This is a genomic window from Vibrio chagasii (assembly GCF_024347355.1).
Taxonomy (GTDB): Bacteria; Pseudomonadota; Gammaproteobacteria; order Enterobacterales; family Vibrionaceae; genus Vibrio; species Vibrio chagasii.
On the sequence record NZ_AP025465.1, the window covers coordinates 1,492,536 to 1,506,627 of the forward strand.

A 14,092-nucleotide genomic window follows, 5' to 3' on the forward strand; every position below is an offset into this window, starting at 1 on the left:
GTTATTTACCTCTCGCCAGCAAGCGGTCTAAGAACCATGACAAAGATACCAATACGATGAGTGTGCCGCCCACCGCGCTCGCCATAATCGGCAGTGCGTTAGCGATAAGCATGTCAAAATGTTCCATAAGCCCGACACTGATCGGGACAAACAGCAAAATCATCAAACGAATAATTAGGCTGGCACCAGGTTGTACCCAGTGCGCAGGCACAATACCTATCACCATGGCAGTAAACAAAATCAACATACCAAAAATACTGCCAGGGATTGAGTTGTCTAAGTATTGTTGTAACGCGTTGCCTGCAGTGAGAGCACCTATGATTAAGGTGAAGGAGATTAAGCAGTAAACGAGTTTGATCAATCTTTCTTTCAAGGTTTTACATCTCTCGATAATGGGTTAACTAGCTAGCTTTTCTACGTATTGATACACCGCTTTCAAGATAGCCATTTTCTTCTCGTCACTTTCATGTTCGTGTGCGAGGTTCTCTAGGTTGAGCATGTACTCTTCTAAGCGGCTTTCGTAAAACTCACGACAATGGTTTGCCCACTTAAGTTGCTCGGATTCATCTAGCGTCCATGGGAAGTTACGTGCGCGGTAACGGAACAACAAAGGCTTAATACGTTCGTCACTGAAGGTGATGTCTAATGCTGCTAAGTTATTTGGGTCAGTCTCACGAATGATGTTCATCGCGGTTTTATCTGCCGGTGAGAAGAAGCCATCGTAAATCTGTGTATCTACATCGTCGCTCTTTTCGTACTCACGTTCCTGTGAATATAAGCCAATCAATTTTTCACGAATTTCTGGGTGCTCGCGCAGGATCGCGAGGTTCTTCAAACACTGCTGACGATCAATACCAATGGTTTCTGCATTTTCAGCGGTTAACGTTTTTGCTGGCGCTAGAATAGGGCACTTGTTGAGTTGAACCAGCTTAATTGGCACTGGTAGTTCGTCTTCATTTAGGTCGCTGCGCTTGGTGTAAAGTCTTTCTCTGAGTTCATCAGTATCAAGTTCCAATAGCGGGCTTGGGTCTTTTGCTAGGTCGACAACAATCACCGCATTTTGATTGGTAGGATGCCACGCCATAGGAACAATCCAGCTTGTGTAATTGCAGTCACGACCAAACATGCCTGACACATGCATCAAAGGTGTCATGTTTACGATGTCGACTAATTCGTTCAACTTGCGCTTGTGACGCATGTTGTAGAGATAATCAAACATCTTAGGTTGTGCGGTTTTCAGCTTTTTCGCGAGTTCAATTGTCGCGATAACATCCGCCATCGCATCGTGCGCGTTTTCATGTTCTATGCCGTTTGCCACAGATAGATGTTCCAGTTTGAAGCTTGGGAAACCTTCTTCGTTTTCTGGCCACACAATACCGTCAGGGCGCAGAGCGTGTACGGCACGCATCACGTCTAATAGATCCCAACGAGAGTTACCGTTTTGCCAGCTCCATGCATATGGGTCAATGAAGTTACGGTAACAGGTGTATCGCGTTACTTCGTCATCGAATCGAATACTGTTGTAGCCAAGGCTTGTGGTGTTCGGTTTTGCAAGCTCAGCATGTATCTTGGCGATGAACTCAGGTTCCGGTAGGCCTTGAGACATGGCTTTTTGTGGAGTGATGCGAGTGATCAGTGCGGCTTCAGGTGCAGGTAGATAATCAGCAGGAGGTTGGCAGTAGATGACCAATGGCTCACCAATAATATTGAAATCTTGGTCGGTACGAACGCCGGCAAACTGACTTGGACGATCTTTTGCTGGGCTCACGCCCCATGTTTCGTAATCGAAAAAGAAGTAGGTTGGCTGATTATCTGAACTCATTGAATTTCCTGAACAGTCTACGGGCAATCGTGTACTGTGGCTGAAGGTTAGTTTTGTTCAGTATCTGATAGTATGCGGTACGCGTGCAACCCAGATCACAAATAAATTGCAGGAAAGTGCTGCATTCCTATTCAATCAGACTGCGATCGAGGACTTGGTATCTTAGATTGCTTATTTATTGGCAAGATCAACCAACAAAGTGCTGTGACAAAGCGCTCGAAGGGGACACCATTTGGGGGGTTAAAATCAGCTCTGGATAGCCAAAACATTTTGAGTCTATGAAGAGTGTGTTACTGCTTGTATCTGCCTTACATCACGCTTTTAACGTTACGCGCTTTGTTGCACTAAACGCTCCTGAGAGATGAAACTGAATAGGTCATTAGAGTAAATCGTAGAACCAATCATAGATATAAAATTATTACCCTAAATGATGTTATTTTATAGTTTTAATGACCACAATAAATAATCATGTTAGATAATTTGACATGTCTTAATTTTAATACATTATAAATTTTGAGGGTAAATAAGTCACCTTTGATTTCTTAATATTTCAATTTTATTACAATGAGAATATTAATCTAACTTGTTTCAATTTTGAGAATTTATTGCAACATGATGATCTATATATTTCTTTTTTTGGTGTGACTTCAGTTTATCTTGGTCGGTATTTCTGGATATATTCCAATAAATAGGTTTTTACTTGATTAAATAAATGGTTAACTAACTAATTAGTATGTAAAACGAGTTTTATATATCATTGGATGGAATGCTCTAATAACATTATTTTTATTAGTGTTATTTATATCAATTTGCGTGATCTTATTCTCACTGCTCTCTATTTCTTTATAAATAAGTGTCAATATATATATTTTCTAAATAGGATTGTTGTTACTTAATTGTTAACTATGGTTGGCTGTTAGGTAACCCTAATAATAAAGTCGAATTTATATAAAGGATTAAAGAAATGAACAAAGTCTTTAAGGTTGTTGCTGTCTCTGCACTTTCTATCTCTTCAGCGAACGTTTTCGCTGTGAGTGACACTTTTGATGCAACATTAGAAGTAAAACAAGCAATTACAATGACAAAAACCAGTGATTTAGACTTCGGTATCATCACTTCAGACAACACTACTGATGTTGTTGTCGCTCAAGGTGATGCAGGGGCTGCGGCGTTTACGCTTTCTGGAGAATCTGGTGATACGGTAACAGTCAGTATTTCAGATACCAACTTGGTTAACGGTGTAAATACAATCGCGGCAGAATTTGACTTTAATAATGCGATAACTCTTACCGGGGGTACTGCGGATCTTAATATTGGTGGCACTGCACGTACTTCGAGCGCAACATTAGTCGCTGGTACTTATACTGCAAACGTTGCAGTAGATGTAACTTACCAGTAATCAAATGAAACTAGTCTAATATTGTGGCTGTTATATTGCAGCCGCTTTTACTATGAAGTCTCTATTTAGATGTGTAGTTAAGTACACGGCTTATATTGGTCTTATTTTTTATTCAAGCCCGTTCTATGCTCTGGAAATAATTCCTGAGAATATGGAAGTAAAATTTCCGGGCATGTATGTTTCTGGTTCTGGACAAAATGCCGATGCTAATCCGGCTAATGGTCAGATTTACGTGGTTCGTTTTTATGTTGAAGGCGATCCGGGAAAAAAGATCGTGGTTTCGCTTCCTTCTAATCAATATCTTAACCATTCTCAAAAATCGAAACGTCTTCGAATCAGGAAATTCTATTTTGGCTGCGGCTTGTCGAAAAGGGGCAGAGCGAAAATAAAAGGGAATGGCAGAAGTAAACTGCTGTGTATTGGCGCAAGAGTAAAAATCGGCGCGAATCACCCAGCTGGCGTTTATACCAGTACCATTCCTTTTGAGGTTAATTATAAATGAAGTTATTTATCTCATGTATTGTCGGCTTACTTTTCACTGCACAAGCCTATGCTCAACTCCTTATTGCACCAACACGTTTCGTCTTAGATGCTGATACCTCTGTGACAGAAAAAGTCGTGGTAGAAAACAATTCAGATGAACCGATTCGATTAGAGATAAAACCTATTTATCGACCAGTAAAGGCGAGTGGGCTGGTGCGTACTGATGCCAATATTGCTGAGTCTGAAAACATCGCTGATTGGATTAAAGTGTCACCACCGATTATTCGTGAATTGAAGCCTAACCAAAGGCGCACCGTTCGCCTGCGTATGAACGCCTTACCTGCGGACATGCCTGATGGTGAATACCGTGCTTATCTATGGTTCTCTCCGATAGCGAAAGCGCCCGAAGCCTCACCGCCAGACCTGTCCAGAAAGGTACGATCTAACAATGGTTCAGCGTTCCAGCTTAACTTCCACATCAACAGTTATGTGCCGGTTTACGTACAAAAAGGTGAACAGGTCCAAGATGTTAAGTTTGAGTGTGATGAACAGTACCTCAAGATCACCAATGATGGTAAGTTTCAGTTCAGCGCCAAACTGAATGTCGACGAACACAGCGAAAAGGTGGTGTTGCTGCGTAATGCTGAATTAACCAAATCGCTTCCAAAAGGCTCAAAGATTTCACTGGTTCAAAACGACGAGTCTTTGCACGAATGTGTTCTATAACTTGAGCTGTATGTTGTCAGTGCTTACGCGCTCGATTGAGTGACGATAAGATTCATGTTCCAGCACCTGTTATGTCGACTTGTCTTGCTTTGCTCTTTGCTTCCATTTGTCGCTTATTCGCAGTCAGAACAGGAAAGCGAGGCGAGTGAACTCTATCCTGCTCATATAGAGGTGCGAGTAGGACAAGTCGGTGATAGCTTTTACCGTGTGATGATGGATGACTACGAAGAGCCGTTCATATCGATATCCAATGCGGCTTTTTCGCTGTTAGAGATGAACGGGCAGTGCGATGACGTGGGTTATTGTGAAATCTACTTGCCGCAAGATCTGGGTAGAGAGTCTCCCCCCTATATTGTTGATACCCAGCAAGCGCTTTGTTATCGCGATGACAATAATATCCAATCAATTAAGTTTGAAGTGATTGAGTCTGAAACCTATATCCACTGGTACAGCCTACAAGCGTGTATCCCTGCCAAAGTCCGATGGGACATTGATGACTATCAGCTGACCGTTTCTCCGGAATTCAGCTCCTTGACCGAGTTGGAAGCGGTGATCTCGAAGATCAAAAGTGAGTCTCGTAAGAAAGCGGAGGAGTTAAAAAGAGCCTCTAACGTGCCTGCGGTCGATCCCCTTCCTGAGGTGGGATTAGCGACACGAGTAGCAACGTCTGTATATCACGACAGTGAAGAGGGCGGCGATGTTTACGTTATTTCCGATACCATTTTAAGCACCGAACATTCCTTATCTCGATTGTCTATTGATTCGAGAGAAGATCAGCCCATCGTTTATTACAACATCGTGGTTGAGACAAACGATGGTGAGGGCTCGCTTGAGTTAGGGCATGTATTGTTGGATGGCAGCGTTTTTACGAATAACCAAACTCTTGAAGACGGGCTTTACTACACCAATCGAAACCGTCAGCCAGAGTTCGGCAACTTACAATTGGAACGTACAACCCAACCCAATATCAGCATTGATGTGTTGGTTAATGGTATCTATCAAACCACTTATCGTTCTGATGAGTTTGGACGTTTTGTCATTGAAGAAGACAACATTTCCCCTGGTGACACCATAAAGTTTCGTTACTACTTATCTAAAGGGGTGTGGCAGGAAGAAGAGATCACCGTTGCTGGTTTAGAAGATGCCTTTTTACCACACAATGAATGGGGCGTTGAGGTGGTAGGTAATGAAGGCGCGGATCGAGCTGGCGCTGTCTCGTTAGAGTATGGCCTCGCTGATTATTTTACCGTGGGTAGTGCTTTCAGACGACAGCATGGTAAAGACTTAGTCGGTTTTCAGGGGCGATATTTACCGACACATTGGTTTGCTGGTCATATTGGTTGGTTGCCCGATTTTAATCGGTTCCCCATGGAATTTGATATCTTGCTAGGTGCCGATCAGTCCGCATCGATTGAACTTAATAAGACCGATGAATTGGATTTGGAGTCGATGGAGTATGATGTCTTCAAGTACAACTTGTCACTTGCAAACCTCACTGCCTTTTTAACGGTAAGAAACGATGACGACGAGTTAAGTGTAGAGCCAAAAGTGAACGCCAAAGTGTCGAGTAAGCTGTTCCTTTCTTATGCAGGGGATTATCGATACACGAAAGATACCCACCAAGATAGTTACTTGCATACCGTCGAGCTCGCCAAAAGCGGCTTCTCTGACACATCGTGGAATATATCTGGAACAGTGAATGGATCTGGACATCATGAACGCACTGAGCTCTCTTTAAGAAATGCCTGTAAAGAGTGTGTGCTTGATCCTTTGAAGGTATTTCAAGAGCTGACCACTAATGTATCGGCACGTTACCAGAAACAAGAGGTCTCATTTACTGCCTCCTTGGAAGCACGCGTGAATCCATATCTGCTCTTTAAATTGGAAGGCACAGAAGACCGATATGGCGTCGAGATGACCACGGAATTTGGTGCGAAAACCTATTTTGACGAAGATATTGGCGAGTTTGTTGAATGGAATCGATACAACCACTCTAAACTGACCGGCATCGTGTATGACCATCACAAGCAACCTATAGCCGGAGTCAGCTTACAGGTCTTAGACCAACGTGCTGTCAGTAATTCAAAAGGAAGGTTTGAGTTTTCAAGTGTTCCTGCTAGAGAAAAGCTACCAATTTATATCGATGAAGGAGCGTTAGACCTCAACTTAACACCAATTCAGAATCCAGTGTTTGTAAATACTAAGCAGGTGGGACAAACCCATGCACCGATCGAGATGATGGTGTCATTTGGTGTGGATGGCACTGTGGAAGGGGATATAGAGAGCAATGCGTACCTGCATTTTAAACACATCCAGAAAGGCACCGAATATTCCAGTGAAATAGAGAGTGATGGCTTTTACATGGTCGAAGGGCTTATCGCGGGTAAATATATTGTGATCTTAGAGATGGGAGACAAACGATTCGTACAAGGTGCCGAGTTGGATGGGGATTTTTGGGTAAGCGACTTAACATTTCAGCTGATCGACTTTCATAAGGTCTATTAGTGATCGTTAAGGCTGAGGAAAGATGTCCTCAGCTTTTATCATAATGCCTAATGTTTCGTACCTAACGGCAAAGTCACTAGTAGATACAGGCTTCTGCTACGGTGAGGTTTTCCCCTGAATGGAGATCTTTTATAGGGCGCGTGCCGACCTGTTCTGCTGATACCTCGCGATAGATCACTTGATTTCCCTCCGGCGTGGTATTGATCGCCGTGACCTCAAACAGAGAGTTTCGATTAACCAGCACCTCTAATTCATCATCGCGAACCGTGGGTATCACGATTCCATGTTGACCAAGGTTAAGCTCAAATCGAGAAAGTTGCCCATTATGAAAAGTATAAGAAGATGTTTTCGAGATAGACGTAGATAAGTATGAATTGGGACTGACGATATCTCCAACTTTTACAGTGTCTCCGTAAGCGGAGAGTAAGCTCTCCCCACGAAACACTGTCCCTTTGTATTTGATGCCATGTTCGAACGCTGAGTCTATTTCATTGATTAATGATTCTGTCTCCGAGTCCATTCTCCCTTGCGCTAACCCTCTTCTTATCGGCTGATAGGCATCATCTTGATACCTTTCTAGTGCATCAATCTCACTAGGGTTTAGGTGTTGGTTTTGCGCTCCTGCTTGTTGGTACAGCTGCGACCGGATCTTAGCGAAGTCTCCATAATTCGATTCGAATCCTGGGTCAGACCATATCCTCAAGAATGGCTTCAATGTTATCAGCACTGTAATACTGAGCGTTATATTTGAGGGCGGCGAGTGAAGTAAATGGTAGTGCAGAGAGGCAAAGGGCAAGCAAATAGCGAATGTGTAATGTTTTCATTTTGGTAATAATAATCAATTTCTAATAGCTTTTTATTATACATATTATGCCTTCTGTTTAATATGGGTTGTTGCGTATCTATCTGATTATTTATAGATAGTTCGCGTTCTAATTAGTTCAGAAGATAAATGGAGGTGTTATTCGAAAGCGAATCACAGTTTGATTTATTGGCACGATCGTGAAATTGATTTATCCCATAAAGCGAACCACTCTGCTTACTTTGTCCTGTTAATGGTAATTATTATCAATAACAATAGTAACTGAGAGAGTAGAAATTTTAATGAAAACGATCGTAACTTTATTGTCAGCGATACTCCCATATGCCGCAGTCGCTAGTGATTCACAAGTCACTGAATTCATGGAGGCGTTTCATGAATCTCCCCAGACGGTTATGGATGCTATTCCAGAAAAAACTGGTCAGGTTATCTTTTCCAAGAACTCCGAGTATATGAGTCGTCATCGAGACTTGATGAGAGGCACCATCATGAGAAGGGGAGAGGCAAACTCAGAAATATCAGAGTTCTTATTATCACCGATTCGACAAAACGATAATCCTGCTCGTTTAGTTGATGCAGGGAACGGACTGATTCGAAACTTAAACCAATTGGCTCAAGTGGTACCTAATCAAACACGACTTGATGTTCAACCTTGGTCAGATACCTATTGGCCTCTTTATTCTGGTGCACTTGCTTGGCGTTATGCCGATAAGGAACTGAGAGCGAACAATTGGCAAGACTATTTCAACTTCAGTCATTCGCAAAAACCACTAGAGTATTATCAGGGCAAAGACCGTGATGACCTGTCGCCAGCAGAAAAATATGATCTTCTGGTTGGAGATGAGAATTTCACGCTGACCCAACTTTCATGGGAGTCGGGGAAGGGATATTATGAGTCTCGTGGCCACGTCGAGCGTTGGATGGGGCTTTGCCATGGCTGGGCACCTGCTGCCTATATGCTTCCTCGACCAAAGCAATCGCTGATTGTACCTGACGCGAATGGAGAGCCGCTTACTTTCTACCCGTCAGATATCAAAGCTCTCGGGACATTACTATGGTCTGAAGCGCCGTTTAGTTCTCGCTTTATTGGTGGGCGCTGTAACATAAAAGACCCGGAGAGAGATGAAAATGGGCGTGTTGTCGACCCGAATTGTGTAGATACCAACCCAGCCAGTTGGCACTTATCGATCTTAAATCAACTGGGCATTTCCAAGCGTAGCTTAATCATGGATGCAACCTATGACTATCAAGTTTGGAATCAACCTGTTGTTGGTTATAAGGTGACCTATTTTAATCCACAAACGAACCAAACCGCTTCTCAACCAGCAGCGGTAACCATTGACCTGAGTGATTACCGTAAAGATAGATTTTCTAGTTACCGTTCTTCAAATGCCCAAAGTGTGGTTGGCGTTCAGATGGTGGTCAGTTATGTCGTTGAGACGTCCCCAACCCATAGAACCAGTGACTCACCGCGTTACGATGGTATTACTAACGTTACTTATTACTACGACTTGGAGCTTGATCAAAATGGTAATGCGATTGGTGGTGAATGGTATCAGAACCGACATCCAGACTTTTTATGGACACCGACTCCTCAATCGGTAGCTAAGTCATACTATGATGGTCAAGGGCTGTGGGACATTACACAGCCTGTTCCTCAATCTTGGCAAGATAACGCTCGTAGAGCATCACGCAGCACTCAACCACTGACATCAGTAGTACAGGCTCTGTTCGAAGCATCGAGTGGTACGCAGACCGCTGGTGAATGGCGAAGTATTGTTACTGAGTCAGAGGATGGATTGAAATGTCTAGATGCTGAAGTCGATGGCTCTAAATCAGGTTTAGTCATTTATGGTTGGCGCTGTCACGATGGTGATAATCAAAAGTGGAAAATGAATGCGAATGGCAAGTTGATCAACAAAGCCGCACCAACTATGTGTCTTGACCAGAATGGAATAGATATTAGCTTAGAGTTGTGCCGTAATCATGAGACTCAACAATGGCGTTGGGATAATGGTCAGTTGAAGAATGGCTTAGCAAACTCACTGAAATGGAATGACCGCACTTGGCGGGTGGGGGCTGATATCAACGGTAGCCAGTGGCGTTGGAAATAAACTGAATTGGTGGCCCGCCTAATGTGGGCCGTTTTCTTCCATCAATTCGCGGGTGTTAATCAGAAGGCGGAGAGAGCATTAACTTAATTTTCTGCATCCTAGATAGCTGCGTATTCTTGAGGTCTGTCCATATTAGCCTCCATTCTTGGAAAGTAACCGTGATGGGATTAAAACTGTCCACTGGTTTGGTGACGCCGTAACGCACGATTTCCACTTCCGGTTCAAAAGTACCAAAGAACTTATCCCAGATAATAAGCACACCAGCGTAATTTTTATCGATGTATTGCGGGTTCCTGCCGTGGTGCACTCGGTGGTGCGATGGCGTGTTAAAGAGGTACTCTAGAGGCCCTAAGCTTCGAACCCACTGTGTGTGAACAAAGAACTGCAAACCTAGGTTTAAAAGCACCACGAAGACCACCCACTTGGGGTCGAACCCTATGATGACGAGTGGCACCCAGAATAGCCACATCCCCGCGATTGGGTACATTAAGCTTTGACGAAATGCGGTACTAAAGTTCATGCGCTCTGAACTGTGATGCGCGACATGTGCGGCCCACATCCAGCGAACCCGATGACTTGCTCGATGGAACCAGTAGTAAAAAAAATCCTGTAAAATCATGAGCACAATGAAACTCAACACGCCCATCTCTATGTCCATTAAACGCCAACCAAATAACCATAGGTAAAGCTGAACGATCAGCAGCCCGGTCAATAAGTCCGAGAGCTGATGCATACCTGCCAGTGTGAAATTACATACCACTTCAGATAGCTTATAGCTTGAGTTATCTGGTAATCGTCCTTGTTTCTGACCAATAAAATACTCCGCCAGCATGCAAATCATGAACAAAGGCGCCAGTACCAATAGTAGCCATTCTGGGTGATTGATTAATGCGTCGATATTCATCCTTTATCCTTGTGGGTCCACTCTGAGTGATGAGGTGATATGTTGAGTTAATCGCTATTCATTAATTCGCCTAGGTAGCAGGTTTTTCTACCAGCGAGCGAAGTGATCTTCGGTTAAACCAAGCACCTCATCGAGCTGGTGGATTGTCCCTTCGTTGTCTTTAATTGAGCCAGAAAAGTGACCGATGAACTGGCGAAAGTTACTCTTTAACAGCCATAGGTTGAGCTTTTCGCTGCGGTGGTTGCAGGGAGTAAAAGTCAGGTTGATGCGTCCATCTGCAGACGTTATCTGCCAAGGCAAATGGGTATCTTGGCGGCTAAATGTAAACTGTGCATCACTAAGTAAGTGTCGGGTCCCATTAATCCACAGTACGTTTTCACAGCCACCTGTTTCATTAACTCCAGCCGCGAGGTTAAGCCCAATGTTCGTGTTATCAACTAGCGCATTGATGCTAGCCCAGCGCCAACTGGTTTCACGTCTCATGTATCCAGCAGAAAAGTCATAGCCAGCACGTGCGTCGTTGAGAGAGACCGCTCGTTGGTTGATCTCAAGCGTTCCAGTTACTGTTAGTGCATTGTGCTTTTGGGTGTAGGTCCACCCTGAATAACCGGTTGGTGTGCACATCGCCATAGGCAAGCTTTGGGGCTCTGGTCGCAGGTTAAGTTGTGCTTTCACATGCTTGGTGTTAAGTGAGATGCTCCAATGTCCGTCTTTAATATCAAAGACAATACTATGACCTGCGATTTTTGTTGTGCCTTGAAAGGGGGAGTGAGTAACTTGCTTATCAACTCCTAAAGGTCGCAGCCAATTGGACTCTTCTAGGTGATTACTCTCTATGTCGTATACGTAACAAAACGCCGAACTCAAGTAACGAATGTCAGCAATAGCAACGCCAATGATGTGAGTCTGTGTAACTAGGCTCGCAAACTGAAATTGCTTGTAATGGAAGTGCTTACTCCAAGCGCTTGTTTTTGCGTCCATGGCGTTTCGATAGTCAAACTTATCGATGTTGAGATGTTTTGGGACACCATCGAAATGCCCAATGATTGGCTGACCATTAGAGTTAATCACGCAGTCTGGAGCTGGAAGTGTGTTTATCATTGCGATGGTTCACATTAATTTAACAATTAACCCCATTGTGCGGTGAGTTTAGTAGAATTTGGAGGTCATATTCGGACAGGAGCGGGTTTCTAATCACGATCTTACCTATTTAGGGGCGATAGTGAGCGGTTACGTTGACGGAGGGGATCTGATTTAGGGAGATTCGATTGAACATTATCGCAGAGTACATGCCAACCGAACACCGCCGTCACCTGGGCGCTTTAGATGTGGGATTATTGCTCAATGCCATAGAACAAAGAGGCGTGAATACTGAAGAACTACTCTTTGGTTTAGGACTTGAAAGTGCCGATTGGCGAGATCCCAATACGAAACTGACTTACGCGGATAAACTGTCTATTTTCAGTGCTGTGAACCAAAGCTTTCCACATGATGGTTTGGGTTTATGGCTTGGGGAAAACGCTAGCTTGAGCCACTTTGGTGTGTTGGGGTATGTGTTATCGACCAGTCAAAACGTAGAAGAGGCGATCAAGGCAGGTTTTAAATACCTACGCTTGAACGGGCCGATCTTCTCGGTAAAGTTGATTCGAGATGGTGAGAAAGCTGCGATACTGATCGACAACACATTAGAGGTTGGGGACCTGCTTCCTTTCTGCAGCGAGTACTTTCTTAGCTCGATCCTTTCTTTGTTTCAGGAACTGACTGGCTCTGTATTATCGATTGAAACGCTGTTGTTGCCTTATCCGCGCCCCAATTACGCCGCATTGTATAATGAACGGTTTGCGTGTGATGTCGCCTTTGATCAGGCCAGTTGTGAGATGCGATTTGATGGATCGGTGTTGTCCCAAACCCTACCAACTCATGACGCCGCAACTCTGAAACGTTACCTCACTTCTTGCCAATCGATTGTTGATACCTTGGATTCAGAGCATCTATTAACCAACCAGATAAAAACGATCTTCTACCAAACGGTAGGTCACTTTCCCGGTATTGAGCGACTCGCAGAGCAGTTTGGTTGCAGCTCTCGTACACTCAGGCGCGAGCTGAACGCTCATGATTCCAGTTATCAGACATTATTATCGGAAGTTCGCATTGAGTTAGCCAAAGAGCTTTTACTTGCGACAACCATGAGCATTGAGGATATCGGTGAAAGGCTTGGCTACAGTGATCCTGCAAACTTCAGAAGGGCATTTAAAGGCTGGCTTCATAAAACACCAGCACAGTTTCGCAATGACCTCAGCTGATCCGATACCACGGTAGTTGGCTGGTGATTTGAAGCTAGATTGTCCAAAGAGGTTATTTAAAGAAGGTCTCCCGAAAGCCAGACACCTGTTGTTGATAGTATGTATCCCACTCTTGGGTGCTCCAGTCCCTATGGCTGGTAGACCGCAGTATATCTAAGGACGACTTTAGTTGAGCGAATTGTTCATGATAAGTTGCCACCGTTTGCTGTTGCTTCGCTACTTGTTGTTCACGAGCCACAATGTTGCTTGCTTGTGATTCATCCAAATATATCTCTTGCAGTTCTGCCTTAATGGAGGCTAGCTCGGTAGGGCTAAAGCTACTCGGAAGTAATGACATAGCGAGCTCGTATTGTTGTGCTTTAGTTTCTACGTTTAATGCTTCGGCTTTACTTTGCCACTGCGACAGTAATTTTTGATAGTGCAAAGTAAACTCGTTCGCTTCTATCGAATTAACTGCCTTTGCACTAAGCGTAAAGTCTAAATGCGCAAATTGATCGGAAAACAGCTGGTGGGCTAACTCACCCCATATCTGTTGCGCGGATTGCTTAAACAAGGCAACGCGCGCCTCTAAGTCATCTACAGAGTCGAGAGGGATGGTACTTTCCATAGTTTTCCACTCTGAATAGAGAGCAGGATAGTTGCTCAGTAATTCAAACCATTCTTTTGGTAACTCAGATTCTAGTTGCGATAGTTGTACCGTACAGTTGTTGGCCTGTTCGCATTGTGCCCAAAATTGGTCAAACTCACTGAACAAGCTTTTACCTTCAAGGCTAACCAGCTGCTCTGCATACGCTTTGCCATCAATCGTTACAGGCTGATTGGGTTGGCGCAAAGTGTCTTGCTGTCTTTCGGTTCCATGATTCTCAATGAGAGGGTAATCATCGCTTGGTTGCGCAACTGCTTCCTGTTCAACCAAAGCCGTGGGTGTTTCTGGTGTTTTCGATGACCATGAATAACTAATCATGCCCACCAATGCGGTGAGCATGATGATTAATATAACGCGCTGCATTTCTTAT

General features: G+C 43.9%; 11 protein-coding genes and 1 pseudogene. 6 read left to right on the forward strand and 6 right to left on the reverse strand.

Translation table 11 applies throughout. The annotated features are described in order from the left end of the window. Position 1 precedes the first annotated feature (1 nt). Both OCV52_RS06875 and sbcB read right to left on the reverse strand, forming a co-directional pair. A complete protein-coding gene (locus tag OCV52_RS06875; protein ID WP_137407721.1) occupies positions 2-373 on the reverse strand; it encodes a CidA/LrgA family protein in 372 nt (123 codons plus the stop codon). A gap of 24 nt (positions 374-397) precedes the next feature. After that, entirely contained in the window at positions 398-1,822 is a 1,425-nt protein-coding gene (sbcB, locus tag OCV52_RS06880) for an exodeoxyribonuclease I (protein ID WP_137407722.1), read from the reverse strand. 964 nt (positions 1,823-2,786) lie between these two features. Between sbcB and OCV52_RS06885 the strand changes: the two genes are divergently transcribed. From OCV52_RS06885 to OCV52_RS06900, 4 genes are read left to right on the forward strand one after another with little or no spacing between them, the layout of a single operon-like run. Continuing rightward, positions 2,787-3,221 carry a DUF4402 domain-containing protein gene (locus tag OCV52_RS06885; protein WP_008217484.1) on the forward strand — a complete coding sequence of 145 codons (435 nt, stop codon included), beginning with the start codon at positions 2,787-2,789 and terminating at the stop codon, positions 3,219-3,221. Positions 3,222-3,273: 52 nt separating this feature from the next. After that, the gene (locus OCV52_RS06890; protein ID WP_240700679.1) at positions 3,274-3,723 is read left to right on the forward strand and encodes a DUF4402 domain-containing protein; all 450 of its coding nucleotides are present in this window, start codon (positions 3,274-3,276) and stop codon (positions 3,721-3,723) included. Then, a complete protein-coding gene (locus tag OCV52_RS06895) occupies positions 3,720-4,430 on the forward strand; it encodes a fimbrial biogenesis chaperone (RefSeq protein WP_137407723.1) in 711 nt (236 codons plus the stop codon). Before OCV52_RS06890 ends, OCV52_RS06895 begins: the two co-directional genes overlap by 4 nt. Positions 4,431-4,484: 54 nt before the next feature. After that, complete coding sequence (locus tag OCV52_RS06900; RefSeq protein ID WP_137407724.1) at positions 4,485-6,935, forward strand: carboxypeptidase-like regulatory domain-containing protein; 2,451 nt, start codon at positions 4,485-4,487, stop codon at positions 6,933-6,935. A gap of 76 nt (positions 6,936-7,011) precedes the next feature. Here the strand turns inward: OCV52_RS06900 and OCV52_RS06905 are convergent. Continuing rightward, positions 7,012-7,759, reverse strand: a pseudogene (locus OCV52_RS06905) (ADP-ribosyltransferase). Positions 7,760-8,039: 280 nt separating this feature from the next. Between OCV52_RS06905 and OCV52_RS06910 the strand changes: the two are divergent. Next, on the forward strand, positions 8,040-9,869 hold the full coding sequence (locus OCV52_RS06910; protein WP_137407725.1) for a ricin-type beta-trefoil lectin domain protein: 1,830 nt from the start codon (positions 8,040-8,042) through the stop codon (positions 9,867-9,869). A 55-nt stretch (positions 9,870-9,924) separates the two neighbouring features. Here the strand turns inward: OCV52_RS06910 and OCV52_RS06915 are convergent, their stop codons facing one another. Both OCV52_RS06915 and OCV52_RS06920 read right to left on the reverse strand, forming a co-directional pair. Next, a complete protein-coding gene (locus tag OCV52_RS06915; RefSeq protein WP_137407726.1) occupies positions 9,925-10,773 on the reverse strand; it encodes a sterol desaturase family protein in 849 nt (282 codons plus the stop codon). 87 nt (positions 10,774-10,860) lie between these two features. Next, positions 10,861-11,874, reverse strand: a complete 1,014-nt coding sequence (locus OCV52_RS06920) for a DUF2804 domain-containing protein (protein ID WP_137407727.1) — start codon at positions 11,872-11,874, stop codon at positions 10,861-10,863. A 167-nt stretch (positions 11,875-12,041) separates the two neighbouring features. On the opposite strand from OCV52_RS06920, the gene OCV52_RS06925 reads away from it, so the two are divergent. Then, positions 12,042-13,076, forward strand: a complete 1,035-nt coding sequence (locus tag OCV52_RS06925) for an AraC family transcriptional regulator (protein WP_137407728.1) — start codon at positions 12,042-12,044, stop codon at positions 13,074-13,076. A gap of 52 nt (positions 13,077-13,128) precedes the next feature. Here the strand turns inward: OCV52_RS06925 and OCV52_RS06930 are convergent, their stop codons facing one another. Further along, entirely contained in the window at positions 13,129-14,085 is a 957-nt protein-coding gene (locus OCV52_RS06930; RefSeq protein ID WP_137407729.1) for a chromosome partitioning protein ParA, read from the reverse strand. Positions 14,086-14,092 lie beyond the last annotated feature (7 nt).

Excerpts from the sequence above, each read along its gene's own strand:
- sbcB (WP_137407722.1), bottom strand. The coding sequence starts at position 1,822 with ATGAGTTCAGATAATCAGCCAACCTACTTCTTTTTCGATTACGAAACA.
- OCV52_RS06885 (WP_008217484.1), top strand. The coding sequence starts at position 2,787 with ATGAACAAAGTCTTTAAGGTTGTTGCTGTCTCTGCACTTTCTATCTCT.
- OCV52_RS06890 (WP_240700679.1), top strand. The coding sequence starts at position 3,274 with ATGAAGTCTCTATTTAGATGTGTAGTTAAGTACACGGCTTATATTGGT.
- OCV52_RS06895 (WP_137407723.1), top strand. The coding sequence starts at position 3,720 with ATGAAGTTATTTATCTCATGTATTGTCGGCTTACTTTTCACTGCACAA.
- OCV52_RS06900 (WP_137407724.1), top strand. The coding sequence starts at position 4,485 with ATGTTCCAGCACCTGTTATGTCGACTTGTCTTGCTTTGCTCTTTGCTT.
- OCV52_RS06910 (WP_137407725.1), top strand. The coding sequence starts at position 8,040 with ATGAAAACGATCGTAACTTTATTGTCAGCGATACTCCCATATGCCGCA.
- OCV52_RS06915 (WP_137407726.1), bottom strand. The coding sequence starts at position 10,773 with ATGAATATCGACGCATTAATCAATCACCCAGAATGGCTACTATTGGTA.
- OCV52_RS06920 (WP_137407727.1), bottom strand. The coding sequence starts at position 11,874 with ATGATAAACACACTTCCAGCTCCAGACTGCGTGATTAACTCTAATGGT.
- OCV52_RS06930 (WP_137407729.1), bottom strand. The coding sequence starts at position 14,085 with ATGCAGCGCGTTATATTAATCATCATGCTCACCGCATTGGTGGGCATG.